Source organism: Mesorhizobium sp. B3-1-6 (genome assembly GCF_006439555.1).
Classification (GTDB): domain Bacteria; phylum Pseudomonadota; class Alphaproteobacteria; order Rhizobiales; family Rhizobiaceae; genus Mesorhizobium.
Genome location: NZ_VFTM01000032.1, coordinates 15,907 through 33,087, shown reverse-complemented (window position 1 = coordinate 33,087; position 17,181 = coordinate 15,907). Strand labels below are relative to the sequence as shown.

The 17,181-nt window shown below is 64.8% G+C and carries 13 protein-coding genes; 7 read left to right on the top strand and 6 right to left on the bottom strand.

From position 1 onward, the window contains the following. The first annotated feature begins 33 nt into the window (after positions 1-33). The gene (locus FJ414_RS24825; RefSeq protein WP_181181707.1) at positions 34-645 is read left to right on the top strand and encodes a TetR/AcrR family transcriptional regulator; all 612 of its coding nucleotides are present in this window, start codon (positions 34-36) and stop codon (positions 643-645) included. 16 nt (positions 646-661) lie between these two features. Here the strand turns inward: FJ414_RS24825 and FJ414_RS24820 are convergent, their stop codons facing one another. Both FJ414_RS24820 and FJ414_RS24815 read right to left on the bottom strand, forming a co-directional pair. Continuing rightward, a complete protein-coding gene (locus tag FJ414_RS24820) occupies positions 662-1,252 on the bottom strand; it encodes a hypothetical protein (protein ID WP_140647008.1) in 591 nt (196 codons plus the stop codon). Between the two features lie 44 nt (positions 1,253-1,296). Then, entirely contained in the window at positions 1,297-1,905 is a 609-nt protein-coding gene (locus FJ414_RS24815) for a TetR/AcrR family transcriptional regulator (protein ID WP_140647007.1), read from the bottom strand. Between the two features lie 78 nt (positions 1,906-1,983). Between FJ414_RS24815 and FJ414_RS24810 the strand changes: the two genes are divergently transcribed. Continuing rightward, positions 1,984-3,267 carry an MFS transporter gene (locus FJ414_RS24810; RefSeq protein ID WP_140647006.1) on the top strand — a complete coding sequence of 428 codons (1,284 nt, stop codon included), beginning with the start codon at positions 1,984-1,986 and terminating at the stop codon, positions 3,265-3,267. Positions 3,268-3,546: 279 nt separating this feature from the next. After that, positions 3,547-5,121: an alkaline phosphatase gene (locus FJ414_RS24805; protein ID WP_140647005.1), complete on the top strand. Its 1,575-nt coding sequence runs from the start codon at positions 3,547-3,549 to the stop codon at positions 5,119-5,121. A gap of 137 nt (positions 5,122-5,258) precedes the next feature. On the opposite strand, the gene FJ414_RS24800 is transcribed toward FJ414_RS24805, so the two are convergent. Further along, on the bottom strand, positions 5,259-5,546 hold the full coding sequence (locus FJ414_RS24800; protein ID WP_246672498.1) for a hypothetical protein: 288 nt from the start codon (positions 5,544-5,546) through the stop codon (positions 5,259-5,261). A gap of 195 nt (positions 5,547-5,741) precedes the next feature. Between FJ414_RS24800 and typA the strand changes: the two genes are divergently transcribed. After that, on the top strand, positions 5,742-7,571 hold the full coding sequence (gene typA, locus FJ414_RS24795) for a translational GTPase TypA (protein ID WP_140647004.1): 1,830 nt from the start codon (positions 5,742-5,744) through the stop codon (positions 7,569-7,571). Between the two features lie 48 nt (positions 7,572-7,619). Here typA and FJ414_RS24790 read toward each other — a convergent pair whose 3' ends face one another. Beyond that, positions 7,620-8,243: a DUF1062 domain-containing protein gene (locus FJ414_RS24790; protein ID WP_140647003.1), complete on the bottom strand. Its 624-nt coding sequence runs from the start codon at positions 8,241-8,243 to the stop codon at positions 7,620-7,622. A gap of 436 nt (positions 8,244-8,679) precedes the next feature. Between FJ414_RS24790 and FJ414_RS24785 the strand changes: the two genes are divergently transcribed. Next, complete coding sequence (locus FJ414_RS24785) at positions 8,680-9,294, top strand: LysE family translocator (RefSeq protein ID WP_140647002.1); 615 nt, start codon at positions 8,680-8,682, stop codon at positions 9,292-9,294. 62 nt (positions 9,295-9,356) lie between these two features. Here the strand turns inward: FJ414_RS24785 and FJ414_RS24780 are convergent, their stop codons facing one another. Together FJ414_RS24780 and FJ414_RS24775 are read right to left on the bottom strand one after the other, a co-directional pair. After that, positions 9,357-9,680 (bottom strand): YciI family protein, encoded by a 324-nt coding sequence (locus FJ414_RS24780; RefSeq protein ID WP_140647001.1) that lies wholly within the window; start codon positions 9,678-9,680, stop codon positions 9,357-9,359. A 163-nt stretch (positions 9,681-9,843) separates the two neighbouring features. Continuing rightward, a complete protein-coding gene (locus FJ414_RS24775) occupies positions 9,844-10,407 on the bottom strand; it encodes a peroxidase-related enzyme (RefSeq protein ID WP_140647000.1) in 564 nt (187 codons plus the stop codon). Positions 10,408-10,535: 128 nt separating this feature from the next. Here FJ414_RS24775 and FJ414_RS24770 point away from each other — a divergent pair, with 128 nt between their 5' ends. Together FJ414_RS24770 and FJ414_RS24765 are read left to right on the top strand one after the other, a co-directional pair. Further along, positions 10,536-15,305: an NAD-glutamate dehydrogenase gene (locus FJ414_RS24770; RefSeq protein WP_140646999.1), complete on the top strand. Its 4,770-nt coding sequence runs from the start codon at positions 10,536-10,538 to the stop codon at positions 15,303-15,305. 411 nt (positions 15,306-15,716) lie between these two features. Beyond that, positions 15,717-17,105: an MFS transporter gene (locus FJ414_RS24765; protein ID WP_246672497.1), complete on the top strand. Its 1,389-nt coding sequence runs from the start codon at positions 15,717-15,719 to the stop codon at positions 17,103-17,105. Positions 17,106-17,181 lie beyond the last annotated feature (76 nt).

The window sequence follows — 17,181 nt, the reverse complement described above, 5'->3', positions numbered from 1 at the left end:
ATATGAGGATGGTCTCAGGTTTGGAGTATGAGGATGGCCTCGGAAAAATCAAGCGTAACTGTGCCGCAGCCGCGCGCACCGCAGCAAAAAAGAGGCCGCGACCGCGTCGCCGCGCTGATGGCAGCGGCGTCGGAGCTGTTCGTCGAGAAGGGCTTCGACGCGACGACCATGACCGAGATCGCCGCCAAGGCGGGCGCCGCCATCGGCACGCTCTATCTGTTCTTCCCGACCAAGCAGGCGGTGGCGCAAGCGATCCTGGCCCAGAATGCCGAGGCGCTTTCGGCCGAGCTCGACGACCTGCGCGACCGGACGCAGGGGATGAGCGCGGCGGCGATCGCCGACCGGCTGTTCGCGCGGCTCGGGAACTTCATGGCCGGGCATCCGGCCTATTCGGCGCTGCTCGACCTGCCGGGTGACGACGGCTGGCGGCGCGCCATGCGAGGGCACCGTCGCAGCCAGATCGCGACGCTGTTCGCCGCGGCCGATCCGCCGCTGCCGGCAGGACAGGCCGAAAGGCTGGCGGTGATCGTGCCGCAACTGATGCGCATTCCGCTGACGCTGATCGGCGAGAAGCGGCTGCGCGACGGCGTGCTGGAGGAATTGCGGCTGATGCTGAGCCGGCATCTGGAGGCCGGGAAAGGCTGACCAAGCCCGGTCGCGGTTAGTTGTCCACCCGGCCGAACGCGGGCACGTCGCCGATCACTTCGCGCTTGTCCTTGCGGCAGGCGAAGGTCTTCGCCTTGTCGTCGGCGAGCTTGCGCGCCTGGTCGTTGGCCTGCGGGTTGCCGGTGGCTAGAACCAGGCCGACGGTGCAGCCCTGATGCTCTTCCGGTTGCGCCACCTTGGCGACGACCAGCACGTCGGTCGATTTCTTCTCGTCCTGCGGGTCGCTGATCGAGCGGCGGTGGATGGCGGCGAAGGGAATGGCGACATCGCCATTGGTTTCGATGCGCCACTCGACCTTCGGGCCCGAGCCGTTGAAGGCGGTGAAGCTCTCCCAGACCGCGGTCATGTCGTCGGATGGAAAGCCGTAATAGAGAGACTCTCGCGCGTCGTCGTAGCCGATCAGCACCGGGTAGCCGCGATAGCCCGAGCAGACCAGGCTCGCCCAGTCGCCGTCGCCTTCCGCGGCCTGGGCATAGGTCACGCAGTCCTTCTTCCAGTCGAGATCGGTGTAGGCGCTGGAGATTTCGCCGGCCTGGGCCGTTTGGCAGAAACCGGCGAGGGCAAGCGGGATCAGAAGAGCACGCATGGCTGACAACTCCGTTCGAGTTGCCGAAAGCGTAGCTTCAATTGCTATTTCTTCAAGCTGGCTTCGATCAGGAGGTCGGCGTTGCGGGCGACGGCGGCCGCCGGTCCGCCCAGGCCAAACAGCTGGCCGCTGATATAGGCGCCCTCGATGAGGAGCAGCAGACCGTCACCCAGCGTATCGGAATCGGCGGCGCCCATCGCGGCGGCCATGGCACGCAGGCGCCGGCGCAGCTCCACTTTGTTGTTCTCGCTCACCACCCGCGCGGGATGCCCGCGCTCGGGATATTCGACCGCCGCGTTGGTCATGCCGCAGCCGCGATAATCCGGCTTCTGGGTGCGTTTGCCGACCCGGGTCAGGAAAGCGATGATCTGCGCGCGCGGCTTGCCTGGATGCGCGTCGACGGCCTCGTCGAAGCGCTCCCAGAACTCAAGGTCGTATTTGCGCAGATAGGAGGCGGCAAGCTCGTCCTTGGACGGGAAGCTGCGGTAGAGGCTCGGCTTGGTGACGCCGGCGCGCTTGACGATCTCGTCGACGCCGATCGCCCGGATGCCCTCGCGATAAAACAGGTCGCGCGCGACGTCCAGGATCTTGTCCGCCGCCCTGGGAGCGGGGGCATCGCTCAACGACGCTTCAATTTTATTGTCCGATGGCATGCAAACAACTCGCTTGACAATGTTACTGACCGGTACGTATGTATGGCTTCATCCCATTGCAACGTACCGGTCAGTAACATGATAGCTCAGTCCCGCCCGTTTGGCCAGCGCTACGCATTCGTCGTCGTTGCCGTCATCTTCTTCTGCCTTTTGATCGCGGCTGGGCTTCGCTCCGCGCCGTCGGTGATGATGGTGCCGCTGGAAGAAAGCTTCGGCTGGCGCCGTGACGTGACCTCCTGGGCCGCCAGCGTCGGCATCCTGCTCTACGGCCTGACCGGGCCGTTCGCCGCGGCGCTGATGGAGCGCATCGGGCTGCGCCGCACGCTGCTTGGCGCGCTAGTGGTGATGTCGGGATCGACCGCGCTCAGCCTGTTGATGACTGAGCCCTGGCATCTTTTCCTCACCTGGGGCGTGTTTTCCGGCATCGGTTCGGGCGCGGTGGCGAGCGTGCTGGGCGCCACCATCGTCAACCGCTGGTTCAAGACCAATCGCGGTCTGATGATGGGGCTGATGTCGGCCTCCAGCGCCACCGGCATGCTTATCTTCCTGCCGGTGATCGCCTCGCTGGCGCAGAGCGGCGGCTGGAAGCCGGTGGCGATCGCCGTGGCGATCGCGACGGCGGCGCTGATCCCGTTCGTCCTGCTGCTGGTGCCCGAGCGCCCCGCTTCGATCGGCCAGGTGCGCTACGGCGCCGATGCCGATGACGTGCCGCCGGTGTCGCCCGCATCGCAAGGCAATTTCCTGGCGCATACGCTGAACACGCTGCGGCGGGCTGCCGGCACCCGGGTGTTCTGGTATCTGTTCGCCACCTTCTTCGTTTGCGGTTTCACCACCAACGGCCTCGTCGGCACGCATCTCATCGCCTTCTGCGGCGACATGGGCATCGGCGAGGTGCAGGCTGCCGGACTGCTGTCGATGATGGGCATTTTCGACCTGATCGGCACCACGCTGTCCGGCTGGCTCACCGACCGCTTCGATCCGCGCAAGCTCCTTGGCGTCTATTACGCGGTGCGCGGCCTGTCGCTGATCTACCTGCCTTATTCAGGCTTCTCGGCGACCAGCCTGGTCATCTTCGCCGTGCTCTACGGGCTCGACTGGATCGCCACCGTGCCGCCGACGCTGAGGCTTGCGAACGAGGCGTTCGGCGATCGCAGCGGACCGATCGTGTTCGGCTGGATCGTCGCCGGCCACCAGGTGGGCGCCGCGGCGGCCGCCGCCTTCGGCGGCACGATGCGCGAGCTGCAGGGCAATTACGAGCTGGCGTTCCTGATTGCCGGGATGACCGGGATCGCGGCGGCTTGTATTTCGTTGCTGATCAACACCGACAGGCCGGCTTTCGAGCCGGAGGCGCAGGCGGCTTGAGGCATGTCGATATTCGGGTGAGGCCGGCCTGCAAACAGCAGTCTCCTGCGCTTCCGGTGCTCACGTACTTTGAGTACGCTCCGCTCCGGTTCTCGGAGACCGCCGTTTTCGGCTCGTCCTGACCCGAATCTCGACACGCCTCCCGGCGCAGGTTTCCCGTTCTCCACAAAGGGAGACGGGGAAAGATGAACTGTTATCAAAACTTCATGGTTCCGAAATGCGCCTGAAACATTGAGGCGAGAGCTTGGCGGTCCCGTTCAACGCCATCCGGAGACAGCCATGAACAAGCTTTCGTTGACCCGCCGCGCTTTCGTCACCTCGGCCAGCGCCTTCGGCCTTGTCGGCGCCTCCGGTCTCGCGCTGCCGTATTATTCCCGCGCCAGCCAGCGCCCGGCCTTCACGCATGGCGTCCAGTCCGGTGACGTCGACGCCACCTCCGGCATGGTGTGGACCCGCACCGACCGTCCGGCGCGCGTCATGTATGAGGTGTCGACGACCGAAAGCTTCGCCAATGCGACGCGGCTCGCGCCGCTCGACACCTCGCCGGCCAGCGACTACACGGTGAAGCGGCTGCTCACCGATCTCGCCTCCGACCAGGACATTTTCTATCGCATGGTGGCCGCCGATCTCTCCGATATCAACGCCGTCTCCGAGCCGATCGTCGGCCGCTTCCGCACCGCGCCATCTTCGAAGCGCGATGTGCGCTTCGCCTGGTCGGGCGACACGGCCGGCCAGGGCTGGGGCATCGACGAGACCGGCATGAAGACCTATTCGACCATCGCCAAGCACACGCCGGACTTCTTCCTGCATTCCGGCGACACGATCTATGCCGACGGCGCCTTGAAGGACGAGGTCGACCTGCCCGGCGGCGGCAAGTGGAAGAACGTCGTCATGCTCGACGGCAAGCGCAAGGTCGCCGAGACGCTGGACGAGTACCGCGACCAGTGGAAATACAACATGATGGACAAGCATGTGCTTGGCCTGTCGGCCATCTGTCCGACCTTCTACCAGTGGGACGACCACGAGGTGCTCAACAACTGGTCGGATTCGAAGGACCTGACCGCCGACGACCGTTACAAGGAAAAGTCGATCCATGTGCTGGCGGCCCGGGCGGCGCGTGCCTTCCATGAGATGACGACCATCCGCTACGAGCCGTCGGAGCCAGGCCGCGTCTACCGCAAGATTTCGCATGGGCCGCTGCTCGACGTGTTCTTCCTCGACATGCGCTCCTATCGCGGCCCGAACGGCCCCGACATGGAAGAAACGCTGACGCCGAAGTCGCGCATGATCGGCGAGGAGCAGTCCAAGTGGCTGAAGCGCGAGCTGGCCAATTCCAGGGCGACCTGGAAGGTCATCGCCGCCGACATGCCGCTCAGCCTCGTCGTCTGGGACGACGCGGCGAAGAAGGTCGGTTTCGAAGCCGTCAGCAATAACGACAATGGCGCGCCGAAGGGCCGCGAGCTCGAATTCGCCGACGTGCTGCGCTTCATCAAGAATGCCGGCATCACCAACACGGTGTGGCTGACCGCGGACGTGCATTACACCGCGGCGCATTACTACAACCCCGACAAGGCGCAGTTCCAGGATTTCAATCCGTTCTGGGAATTCGTCTCCGGCCCGATCCATGCCGGCACCTTCGGCCCCAACGACCTCGACATGACCTTCGGGCCGGAGCTGAAATTCATCAAGGCGCCGACCGCCGAACAGGGCCAGAACCTGCCGCCGTCGGCCGGGCTGCAGTTCTTCGGCCTGGTCGATATTTCCGGCGCGACCGAGCAGCTCACCGTGCGGCTGATGGATCGCGACGACAACGAGCTTTACAAGGTGACGCTCGATCCGGTGCGGTCGGCTTAGGCTGCGTTGATATCCAGGTGATGCCGGCCCGCGAACGATGGTTTCCCGCGCTTCCGGTGCTCATGTACTTTAAGTACGCTCCGCTTCGGTTCTCGCTGCGGCGGTCCAGAACCAATCCGGAAATGCAATGAAGAGCGTCAGTCGGGATAACAAGCCCGTGGAACGTTCGGCCAGACCGCGGTGTCGCAGTTGGCATCCTTCTGGCGCTGCTTGAAGGCGGCGCTGACCGGGCCGGTGACGATCGGGTCGACGCCGTCGGGGGCGTCGGCGAACATCTGCTGTACTGTCCTGGCGTCGGGCGGCGTGATCGGGTCGGCTTCCCGCAGCGCGGCCGCCGACTGCGCGGCGCCTGCCGCTACAAGCACGCCAAGCGCCGCCCACACAAAAACCGGACGCAATCTGGGCATATGATCGGTCATGAACATCGAACTGTCCGGCCCCTCAAAGGTTCCGCCTTGGTTAACAGAATCATTTCACACCAAGACGTTTAAGAATCAGTGACCATCTATTTGGGGTCGTGCCTCCCCTTTCGCAATTGCGAAAAACCTTGTATGAGCCGCGCAACCGAAAAAGGCGGCGCTTTTGGGCCTGCTGCCTGCAACGTTCCCGAGACCAGAAAAATGAACCTCCGCAATATCGCGATCATCGCGCACGTCGACCATGGCAAGACCACGCTGGTCGACCAACTTCTGAAACAGTCCGGCGCCTTCCGCGACAACCAGCGCGTCGCCGAGCGCGCCATGGATTCCAACGACCTCGAAAAGGAACGCGGCATCACGATCCTGGCCAAGGCGACCTCGGTCGACTGGCACGGCACCCGCATCAACATCGTCGACACGCCCGGACACGCCGATTTCGGCGGCGAGGTCGAGCGCATCCTGTCTATGGTGGATTCGGCGATCGTGCTCGTCGACGCCGCCGAAGGCCCGATGCCGCAGACCAAGTTCGTGGTCGGCAAGGCGCTCAAGGTCGGACTGCGACCGATCGTCGTCATCAACAAGATCGACCGTCCGGACGCCCGCCACATCGAAGTGGTCAACGAGGTGTTCGACCTGTTCGCGGCGCTTGACGCCACCGACGAGCAGCTCGATTTCCCAATCCTCTATGGTTCTGGCCGTGACGGCTGGGTTTCGGAAAATCCCGAGGGCCCGAAGGACCAGGGTCTCGCCCCGCTGTTCGACCTGGTCGTCAAGCATGTGCCGGCACCGACCGTTCATCCCGGCCCATTCCGCATGATCGGCACCATCCTCGAAGCCAACCCGTTCCTCGGCCGCATCATCACCGGCCGCATCGAATCCGGCACGCTGAAGGCCAACCAGGCGGTCAAGGTGCTGCACCATGACGGCACGCAGATCGAAACCGGCCGCGTCTCCAAGATCCTCGCCTTCCGCGGTCTCGAGCGCCAGCCGATCGACGAAGCCCAGGCGGGCGACATCGTGGCCATCGCCGGCCTGTCGAAGGGCACCGTCGCCGACACTTTCTGCGACCCGGCGGTGAGCGAGCCGCTGCATGCGCAGCCGATCGACCCGCCGACCGTCACCATGTCCTTCCTCGTCAATGACTCGCCGCTTGCCGGCACCGAGGGCGACAAGGTGACCAGCCGCGTCATCCGCGACCGCCTGCTGCGCGAGGCCGAGGGCAATGTCGCGCTCAAGATCGAGGAATCGGCGGAGAAGGACTCCTTCTTCGTCTCCGGCCGCGGCGAGTTGCAGCTCGCCGTGCTGATCGAGACGATGCGCCGCGAAGGTTTCGAGCTTGCCGTGTCGCGTCCGCGCGTCGTCATGCAGAAGGGCGACGACGGCCAGCTGCTGGAGCCGGTCGAGGAAGTCGTCATCGACGTCGACGAGGAGCATGCCGGCGTCGTCGTGCAGAAGATGTCGGAACGCAAGGCCGAAATGGTCGAGCTGCGCCCGTCCGGCGGCAACCGCCAGCGCCTTGTCTTCCACGCCCCGACGCGCGGCCTGATCGGCTACCAGTCCGAATTGTTGACCGACACGCGCGGCACCGCCGTGATGAACCGCCTGTTCTTCGCCTATGAGCCTTACAAGGGCGAGCTGCCCGGCCGCACCAACGGCGTGCTGATCTCCAACGAGCAGGGCGAATCGGTCGCCTATGCGATGTGGAACCTCGAAGACCGCGGCCCGATGATCATCGATCCGGGCGTCAAGGTCTACCAGGGCATGATCATCGGCGTCCATTCGCGCGACAACGACCTCGAAGTGAACGTGCTCAAGGGCAAGAAGCTCACCAACATCCGCGCCGCCGGCAAGGACGAGGCGGTGAAGCTGACCCCACCGATCCGCATGACGCTGGAGCGGGCGCTGGCCTGGATCCAGGACGACGAGCTGGTCGAGGTGACGCCGAAGACCATTCGCCTCCGCAAGCTCTATCTCGACCCGAACGAGCGCAAGCGTTTCGAAAAGGCCGCCAAGGTGATGGGCGCGGCGTAAGCTTCCAGATGAAGTTCAAAGAGGGAGCCGGTGCTCCCTCTTTTCGTTTCAGCGGCACGCGGCAGACAGGATAGCGCTGCAATCCGCCTCTCCAGCCAGATCGATGCGCACCGCCAAGCCGTCGCGAACCGGCTTGCGCAAGGCTTTGGCGCCATCCGGTTCGATGGTCAGTCGCCTTCGGTCGTCCAGGGCCTGAAGCCTTGACCGCGAAAGGCCGAGTTCGCCGGCAAGCAGGCGGTCAAGCCGCAAAGGTGTCGTGCCATCGAGACGAAGGTCGAGCGCGAGCGCGACCGCGCGTTCCGGCTCGCCGTCCAGAAACTCCTTTCGGACCGTGACATCGGGAGATTCCTCGATCCGGCCGGCTCTGTCGCGCAGCGCGGCGGCATCGAAAGCAAAGCGGCGCACAAGCGCCGGATCGTTGCTTTCGAGCGCCGCAAGCCGCGCCGGCTCGATCTCGCGGCGGTTTTGCCGCTCCAGGATGGCGAAGTTCCAGGCGTTGTCGCAGTCGACGCAGCGATAAATCAGCCAGACGTCGATGCGCTTGCCGTTGGCGTTGACGCGGAATTTTTCGCCGCATCGATACGGTTTGACGCCACCGCAGCGATTGCAGTTGATCAGAGGTCGAGGCGCGATTGCGGGCGCGATCGTCCAGTGGACACGCAAGGTAGACATGCCGGCAGGCCCTTCCCGTCGGGAAGTCCGTCAGGCCGGCAATGTCCGAGATGCCCCTTTTTGTTGAGCATGATCTTTTCCGAAAACCGGGTACCACTTTTCGGCATCATGCTCGTGCGGGCACGGCGTGGCGAAGGCTGCGTGCGTCAGGCGTCGGCGTGGGTCACACGCGGCGGCTCAGCAATGCCAAACCGGTCTCGAACCGCCGCCTGAAGAACACGTGAGATGAAAGCAGACGCGCCAATGGCTGCGCCTGCGGTGCATTCAGAGGAGTTGGCGCGACCGGCGGTTACTGAGGCAAAGTGATGCTCGAAAATGGCTATCGGGGTGGGTCTTCTAACCGCATGGCGTCCAGCCGGCAAGCCGTCCGACTTTCGCCATCCCGGCGGTTGCGCTAGTCTCGTGGGCTCAAGTTCTTCACCACAAGAGGTCCGCCATGCATCTCGCCTCGCTGCTGATCTTCGCCGCCGCCTTGTTCGTCGCCGCCGGCTCGCCCGGCCCGTCGATCGCAGCACTCGTGGCGCGGGTGATCTCGAAGGGGTTCCGCGATGTCTTCCCGTTCCTGCTGGCCATGTGGATCGGTGAAGCCGTCTGGCTGTCGCTGGCGGTGTTCGGGCTCGCCGTCGTGGCGCAGACCTTCCACTACGCTTTCGTCGTCGTGAAATGGGTGGGCGTCGCCTATCTCGCCTATCTGGCGTTCAAGATGTGGACGGCGCCGGTCGAGGCGAAGGAAGGCGAGATGCCGCGCGAGGACTCGCCCTTGAAACTGTTCTTTGCCGGCATGGCGGTGACGCTCGGCAACCCGAAGATCATGATGTTCTATCTGGCGCTGCTGCCGACCATCATCGATCTTGCCTCGGTCAGCGTTGTCGGCTGGGTCGAGCTGACGCTGACCATGGCTATCGTGCTGGTGGTCATCGACCTCGCCTGGGTGCTGGCGGCATCGCAGGCGCGCCGGCTCCTGAAGAGCAAGCGTGCCATGAAGATCGCCAACCGCGTCAGCGCCACGACCATGGCGGGCGCGGCCGCGGCAATCGCGGCGCGTTCCTAATGCATGTCGGCCAAAAGTGCACCGCGGTTTTGGGATAACGACATGCATCAAACGCTTAGGCGCTACATCATCTCGATGATCGGCGCGATCTCGACGCTGAAGGCTGGGTCCATCAGGATCGGGCAATCCTTTGCCTTGGCGACGGCGTCGTCGATGTCCCTGGCTTCGACGATGGTGTAGCCGGCGGTCGGATTGCTGCCGCCATTGTTCTCGATCTTGCCGCTCGGCAGCACCGTCTTCGACATGCCGACCGGATTGCCGCCGTCGACCACGGCCGTGCCGAGCTTGTCGTACCAGCCGGTCCAGGCATCCATAGCCGCTTTGCGTTCGGCTTCGTCGGTCGGCATCTTGCCGGAGCCGTGATAGACATAGAGAAATTTCGCCATGTTCTCCTCCCTTGTCGGCGGCGTCGAACCGGCATGCGGCCACGCCGCTTGCAATATGAGGCTGCGCCGCAGTCGGATATGCGGCTATGCCGCAATCTTGATCATCGGACCAAATGGCGGGATGGGCAACGAAAAATTCGATATTGCTAATGTAAAGCCGCCGCTACCGCGCCATGGCGTGGTATTCGGGGTTGGGCCGCATGTCGACCGCGGCGGCCACCCGGTTCGACATGTTGAAGAAGGCGGCGGTCGAGGCGATGTCCCAGATATCGCGATCGGTGAAGCCGGCCTGGCGCAAGGCGGCGCGGTCGGCCTCGACGATCGTGGCCGGCTCCTCGGTCAGCTTGACCGCGAATTCGAGCATCGCTGTCTGTTTCGGCGACAGCTCGGCGGCGCGGAAATTCATCACCATCATCTCGCCGAGCGCCGGTTCGCCCGACAGCTGGCGCACTGCCGCGCCATGCGCGGTCAGGCAATAGAAGCAGTGGTTGATTGAGGAGACGACCACGGCGATCATCTCGCGCTCCAGCTTCGAAAGACCGGAATCGCCCAGCATCAGATCGTTGTACATGTCGGTGAAGGCGCGCAGCTTCTTCTCGTCGAAGGCGTAGGCGGTGAGCACGTTGGGTACGAGGCCGAGCTTCTCCCGGCATTTGTCGAAATAGGCTTTCGTGGCCTCGCTGAGCTCCGCCTGGACAAGGTCGAGCGCGGTTATTTTGCCGGTCATGGTCGTTCTCCTCGCGCGGCGATGGCGTCGGTTCGAATTTTTTAAAGCGTCGTCAAACCTTTGTCGCCAAACCGCAGTCATCTGGCTACCATAGTCGCAAAAGCATGCCACGGGAGGCAATAAGCGTCATGGCCAGCGTGAAATCCAAGCCGAAGAAGAAAGCCGCCGCCGCGAAAGCGGAGGAGAAACCCGCACGGCTTGCCGACTATCTGCTGGCACGGGCGCCCGCCGAGGACATCGCGTCCTATGACGTGACCGACCTCGAACGCGCCGGCGAGCTCGCCGCGCAAGCGGTCGCCAGCCACCGGAAAGGCGAAAGCGTCGTCGCCGTCGAGGCCGATTCGGGCGTCGCCTGCGATGGCCGGCCGGTCACGGTGATCACCGTCGTCAACGACAACATGCCGTTCCTGTTCGATTCCATCCTCGGCGAGATCACCGAGATCAGCGGCGAGCCGACGTTGGTTACCCATCCGATCGTCACCGTCCGCCACGGCAAGGATGGTGTGGTCGAGGTGCTTGGCGATGGCGGCAAAGAGGATGACGACAGGCTGAGTGTCGTCCATGTCCACATTCCAAGGCTGAACGCCGAGCAGGCCAAGAGCCTCACCGAGCGGCTGCGCAAGATGCTTTCGCAGGTCCGGGCGGCCGTCGCCGACTGGAAGCGCATGCTCGCCCGCCTCGACCAGGCGATTTCCGAATTCCGCTATTCGGCGGTGCCGCTCGATAAGAAGAGCGTCGCCGAGGCGATCGCCTTCCTCGAATGGCTGCGCGACGACAATTTCACCTTCCTCGGCATGCGCGAGTTCAAATATACCGGCGGCGAGGAAAGCGGCTCGCTGGAGCGCGCCGAAAAGCCTGGGCTCGGCATCCTTTCGGATCCCGATGTGCTGGTGTTGAGGCGCGGCACCGAGGCGGTGACGACGACGCCGGAGATCCGCGCCTTCCTGCACGGGCCGGAGCCGCTGATCGTCACCAAGGCCAACGCCAAGTCGTCGGTGCATCGCCGCATCTATCTCGATTACATCGGCATCAAGACCTACACGGCGAAAGGCGCGCTCGCGGGCGAGCTGCGCATCGTCGGCCTGTTCACCTCGACCGCCTACACGCGCTCGGTGATGAAGATCCCCTATCTGCGCTCCAAGGCCGAGACCGTGATCTCGAAATCCGGTTTCGATCCGCACGATCATTCCGGCAAGGCGCTGATCAACATCCTGGAAAGCTATCCGCGCGACGAGCTGTTCCAGGTTCCCATTCCCATCCTGCGCAAGCACGCGGTCGCCATACTCGGGCTGATCGAGCGGCCGCGCGTGCGGGCGCTGGTGCGCGTCGACCAGTTCGATCGCTTCGTCTCGATCATCGTTTTCGTGCCGCGCGACCGCTACGACAGCGTCGTGCGCGAGAAGGTCGGCACCTATCTCAAGACGGCGTTCGAAGGCCGGTTGTCGGCCTATTACCCGGCCTTTCCGGAAGGCGGACTGGCGCGCGTGCATTTCATCATCGGCCGTTCCGGCGGCAAGACGCCGAAGGTCGAGCAGTCGACGATCGAGGCGGCGATCCGCGACATCGTGCGCACCTGGGAGGACGCGCTCTCCGAAGCCGCGGAAGCGGCCGGCAGCGATCCGGCGCTGAAGGCGATCGCGGCGCGGTTCCCCGAAAGCTATCGCGACTCCTTCTCGGCCGCCGTGGCGTTGGCCGATGCCGGGCGCATTGCGAAGATCAGCGCCGTCAATCCGATCGCCATCGATTATTACCGCCATGCCGACCAGAAGCCGCAACAGGCGGCTTTGAAAATCTATCATTTCGGCAGCCCGGTGGCGCTGTCGCGGCGCGTGCCGGTGCTGGAAAACATCGGCTTCCGCGTCATCAGCGAGCGCACTTTCGAGGTCGGCGACGATCCGGCCGACCGGGTGTTCATCCACGACATGGAGCTGGAGAACAGCTACGGCGCGCGAATAGACCTTGCCGATGGCGGCGCGCTGTTCGAGGACGCGTTCCTGTCGGTCTGGCGCGGCGATGTCGACAATGACGGCTATAACGGCTTGGCCCAGACCGCCGGCCTGTGGTCGGGCGAGATCACCATATTGCGCGCCTATGGCCGCTATCTGCAGCAGGCCGGCATTCCGCAGAGCCAGGATTTCATCGCCGCGGCACTCAACCGCTATCCGGAGATCGCGCGCGGCCTGCATGCGCTGTTCGTCGCACGGCTCGGGCCGGCGGCGGAGGGCGATGGCGCGGTCGCCGCCAAGCACCTCAAGGCCAAGATCAAGGACGCGCTGGAAGAGGTGCCCAATATCGATGACGACACGATCATCCGCCGCTATCTGAACCTCATCGAAGCCTCGCTGCGCACCGATCATTTCGCAACCGATACGAAAGAGAAAGGGCAGTCGCTGGCGATCAAGCTCGACTCCCAGGCGGTCGAGGGCCTGCCGGCGCCGCGGCCATGGCGCGAAATCTTCGTCTACGGCTCCGAGGTCGAGGGCGTGCATCTGCGCTTCGGTCCGGTGGCGCGGGGCGGCCTGCGCTGGTCGGACCGCGCCCAGGATTACCGCACTGAGGTGCTGGGCCTGGTGAAGGCGCAGCAGGTGAAGAACGCGGTCATCGTGCCGGTCGGCGCCAAGGGTGGCTTCTACCCGAAGAAGCTGCCGATGAGCGCCGGGCGCGACGCGATCTTCGAAGCCGGCACCTCGGCCTACAAGAATTTCGTCTCCAGCCTGCTCTCGATCACCGACAATATCGGCGTCGACGGCGTCATCCCGCCGGCCGGCGTGGTGCGGCGCGATGCTGACGATCCCTATTTCGTCGTCGCCGCCGACAAAGGCACCGCGACCTTCTCCGATACCGCCAACGCCATTTCCGAAAAACACCACTTCTGGCTGGACGATGCTTTCGCCAGCGGCGGTTCGGCCGGCTACGACCACAAGAAGATGGGCATCACCGCCAAGGGCGCCTGGGAAGCGGTGAAGCGGCATTTCCGCGAGATCAACCGCGACATCCAGACCTCGCCCTTCACCGTGGTGGGCGTCGGCGACATGTCGGGCGACGTGTTCGGCAACGGCATGCTGTTGTCGCCGCAGACCAGGCTGATCGCCGCCTTCGACCATCGCGACATCTTCATCGACCCCGATCCGGACATGGCCGCATCGATGGCCGAGCGGGTGCGCATGTTCGCGCTGCCGCGCTCGTCCTGGCAGGACTACGACAAGTCGAAGCTGTCGGAAGGCGGCGTCATCGTCTCGCGCAACCAGAAATCGATCACGCTGCCGGCGGCGGCTGCCGCCGCCATCGGCCTCGCCAAGACAACGGCGACGCCGGTCGAGATCATGAACGCCATCCTCAAGGCGCCGGTCGACCTTCTGTGGTTCGGCGGCATCGGCACTTATGTGCGGGCTTCGGGCGAGAGCAACCAGGATGTCGGTGACCGGGCAAACGACGCCGTCCGCGTCACCGCGCTCGATGTCCGGGCGAAAGTCATCGGCGAGGGCGCCAATCTCGGCGTCACGCAGCGGGCGCGCATCGAGTTCGGCCTGAATGGCGGCCGCTGCAATTCGGACGCCATCGACAATTCGGGCGGCGTCAACTGCTCCGACGTCGAGGTCAACATCAAGATCGCGCTGGCTTCCGCCATGCGCAAGGGCTCGCTGACGCGGCCGGCGCGCAACAAGCTGCTCGCCGAGATGACCGACGAGGTGGGCGCGCTGGTGCTCTCCAACAACTATCAGCAGACGCTGGCGCTCTCGCTGGCGCGCAAGCGCGGCCTTGCCGACATCGCGCACCAGGCCCGTTTCATGACGGCGCTGGAATCGCGCGGCCTGCTCGACCGCGCGGTCGAGACGCTGCCTTCGCCGGCGGCGCTTGCCGAACGCGAGGCGCGTGGCGAGCCGCTGACCAGGGCCGAGCTCGGCGTGTTGCTCGCCTATGCCAAGATCGTGCTGTTCTCCGACATCGTCGCCAGCGACGTGCCGGACGAGCAACATTTCGACCGCGACCTGATGGGCTATTTCCCGGAACGCATGGCGAAGAAATTCGCCGGAGAGATCCGCGACCACCGGCTGCGGCGCGAGATCATCGCGCGCGTCGTCGCCAACGATCTGGTCAATCGCGGGGGGCCGTCCTTCGTCAACCGGCTGCAGGAAGCGACCGGCCGCACGGCGGCCGATGTCGTGCGCACCTTCGCGGTGATCCGCGATGGCTTCGCGCTGCCGGCGCTCTACAAGGAGATCGACGCGCTCGATAACCAGATCGACGGCCAGATCCAGCTCGATCTCTATCAGTCGGTCAGCCGGCTTATCTTCGTGACCAGCGGCTGGTCCCTGAAGAACGAAGCGGGCTCCGCGCCGCTGGGGCAGCGCATCGCCGAATTGCAGGACGCGCGCAAGGCGCTCGAACCGAAGCTGGCGTCGCTGCTGCCGGCCTTCTCGCGCGAGCGTATCGAGGAGCGGGGACATGGCCTGTTCAAGGGCGGCGCGCCGGAAAAACTCGCCGGGCAGCTCGCCCTGGCCGAAGTGGCCGAGCTGATCCCGGATGTCGCGCTCACCGCGCGCACGGCCAATGCCGACATCGTCAGCGCGGCCAAGGCGTTCTTCGCCGTCAGCGATGCCTTCCGCATCCCGCGCGTCGAGGAGGCCGCGCGCTCGATCATGCCGCCCGACTATTACGACCAGCTGGCGCTGTCGCGCGCGACCGACACGATCGGCGTGGCGCGGCGCGGCATCGCGGTGGCGGCGCTTACCGCGCACGGCACGGCGGCGGATCCGGTCGGGGCATGGCTCGAGGCCGGCGGCGAACGCGTCGCGCGCATCCGCGAGCGGCTGCAGGCGCTGACCGAAGGCGGCGACATCACCGTGTCGCGGCTCTCGGTGGCGTCGGGCCTGATGAGCGACCTGACGGGGATGTGAAGTTCCTCGCCCCTGCCAAAGCGGCTGGTCTTTGGCGATAGCGCGCATGGCAGCTTGGCGCTTGCGTTATCCTATGCTGCGCTGGTCGACCCCACTCCGTCTCGGCTTCGCCGAGCCACCTCTCCCCCGATCGACGGGGTGGAAAGGCGCCAAGCTTTTTGCCGTCAATGCTCGTCCAGCAACGCTCCCTTCCTTTCCCTCCGGAGGGGGGAAAGGTGGCGCTGCGAAGCAGCGACGGATTGGGGGAACCACCTGGCAATCAAGCCTCGGCCTGATCGGTCACGCCAGAAGATGCGTGCATCGCGTAGCCGCCTTTGTGGGCGAGGAATTGGCGCCTGCTTGTTCATTTGCATCGCTGCTTGAAAACATGCAGACATGGCGCCCGACGCGAGCGGTGCCAGGGGAATCAGCATGGTGGCGGTAGAGACAGTGCAGCGGGCATCGGGGCGCGGCATCTGGGGCTGGATGTTCTTCGACTGGGCGGCGCAGCCCTTCTTCACCGTCGTCACCACCTTCATCTTCGGGCCCTATTTCGTCTCGCGCATGGCCAGCGATCCGACCGCCGGGCAGGCCGCCTGGGGCTATGGCATCGCCGCCGCGGGCCTGGTCATCGCGGTGCTCTCCCCGGTGCTCGGCTCGATCGCCGACCAGACCGGGCCGCGCAAGCCGTGGATCGCCTTCTTCGCGACGATCAAGATCGTCAGCCTCAGCCTGCTGTGGTTCGCCGCTCCCGGCTCGAACCTCTTCCTGGTCGTGCTCTTGTTCTCGCTGGCCTCGGTCGCGGCCGAATTCTCCACCGTGTTCAACGACTCCATGATGCCGCGGCTGGTGCCGAAGCAAGAGATCGGCCGGATATCCAACATGGCCTGGGGCCTCGGCTATCTCGGCGGCATGATCGCGCTGATCTTCGTGGTGCTGTTCCTGGCGGGCAATCTCGAAACCGGCAAGACGCTCATCGGCCTCGATCCATTGTTCGGACTCGATCCGAAACTCGGGGAGGACGCGCGCTTCACCGGGCCGATGTCCGCCGGCTGGTATTTCCTGTTCATCCTGCCGATGTTCTTCTTCACGCCGGACGCCAGCAAGGGAATCCCGATCGGCCCGGCGGTGCGCGAGGGCCTGTCCGAGTTGAAGTCTACTCTGGTGGAAGTGCGCCAGCGCAGCGGCATCCTGCGCTTCCTGCTGGCGCGCATGATCTATCAGGACGGCGTCAATGCGCTGCTGGCACTCGGCGGCACCTTCGCGGCCGGCATGTTCCGCTGGTCGATCACCGAGATCGGCCTGTTCGGCATCATCCTCAACGTCGTCGCCATCTTCGGCTGCTGGATCGCCGCGCGGCTCGATACCGCGCTCGGCTCGAAGCACGTGGTGATGATCGCGCTGGTGATGCTGTCGGTCGCCACGATCGGCGTCGTCTCGACCGGTCCGGGCTTCACGCTGCTCGGCCTGATCCCGCTGTCGACCGCGGATTCCGGCGGCCTGTTCGGCACCGCGGCCGAAAAGGCCTATATCCTCTATGGCCTGCTGATCGGGCTCGCTTTCGGGCCGGTGCAGGCATCGTCGCGTTCCTACATGGCGCGCAGCGTGACTGCCGCCGAGTCGGGCCGCTATTTCGGCATCTACGCGCTTGCGGGACGCGCGACCAGCTTCCTGGCGCCGTTCATGGTGGCGACCATCACCACAATGAGCGATTCACCACGGCTCGGCATGGCGGCGATCATCCTGTTCCTCGGCATCGGCATGGCGATCCTGGTGGGGACGCCCTATCCGGCGGACAAGCCGAAAGAGATGCTTCGATAATTCTACTCCGCTGGCCGCTTGCCGCGGTTTTCTGCGCTTCCGGTGCTCACGGACCTGAATGTCCGCTCCGCTCCGG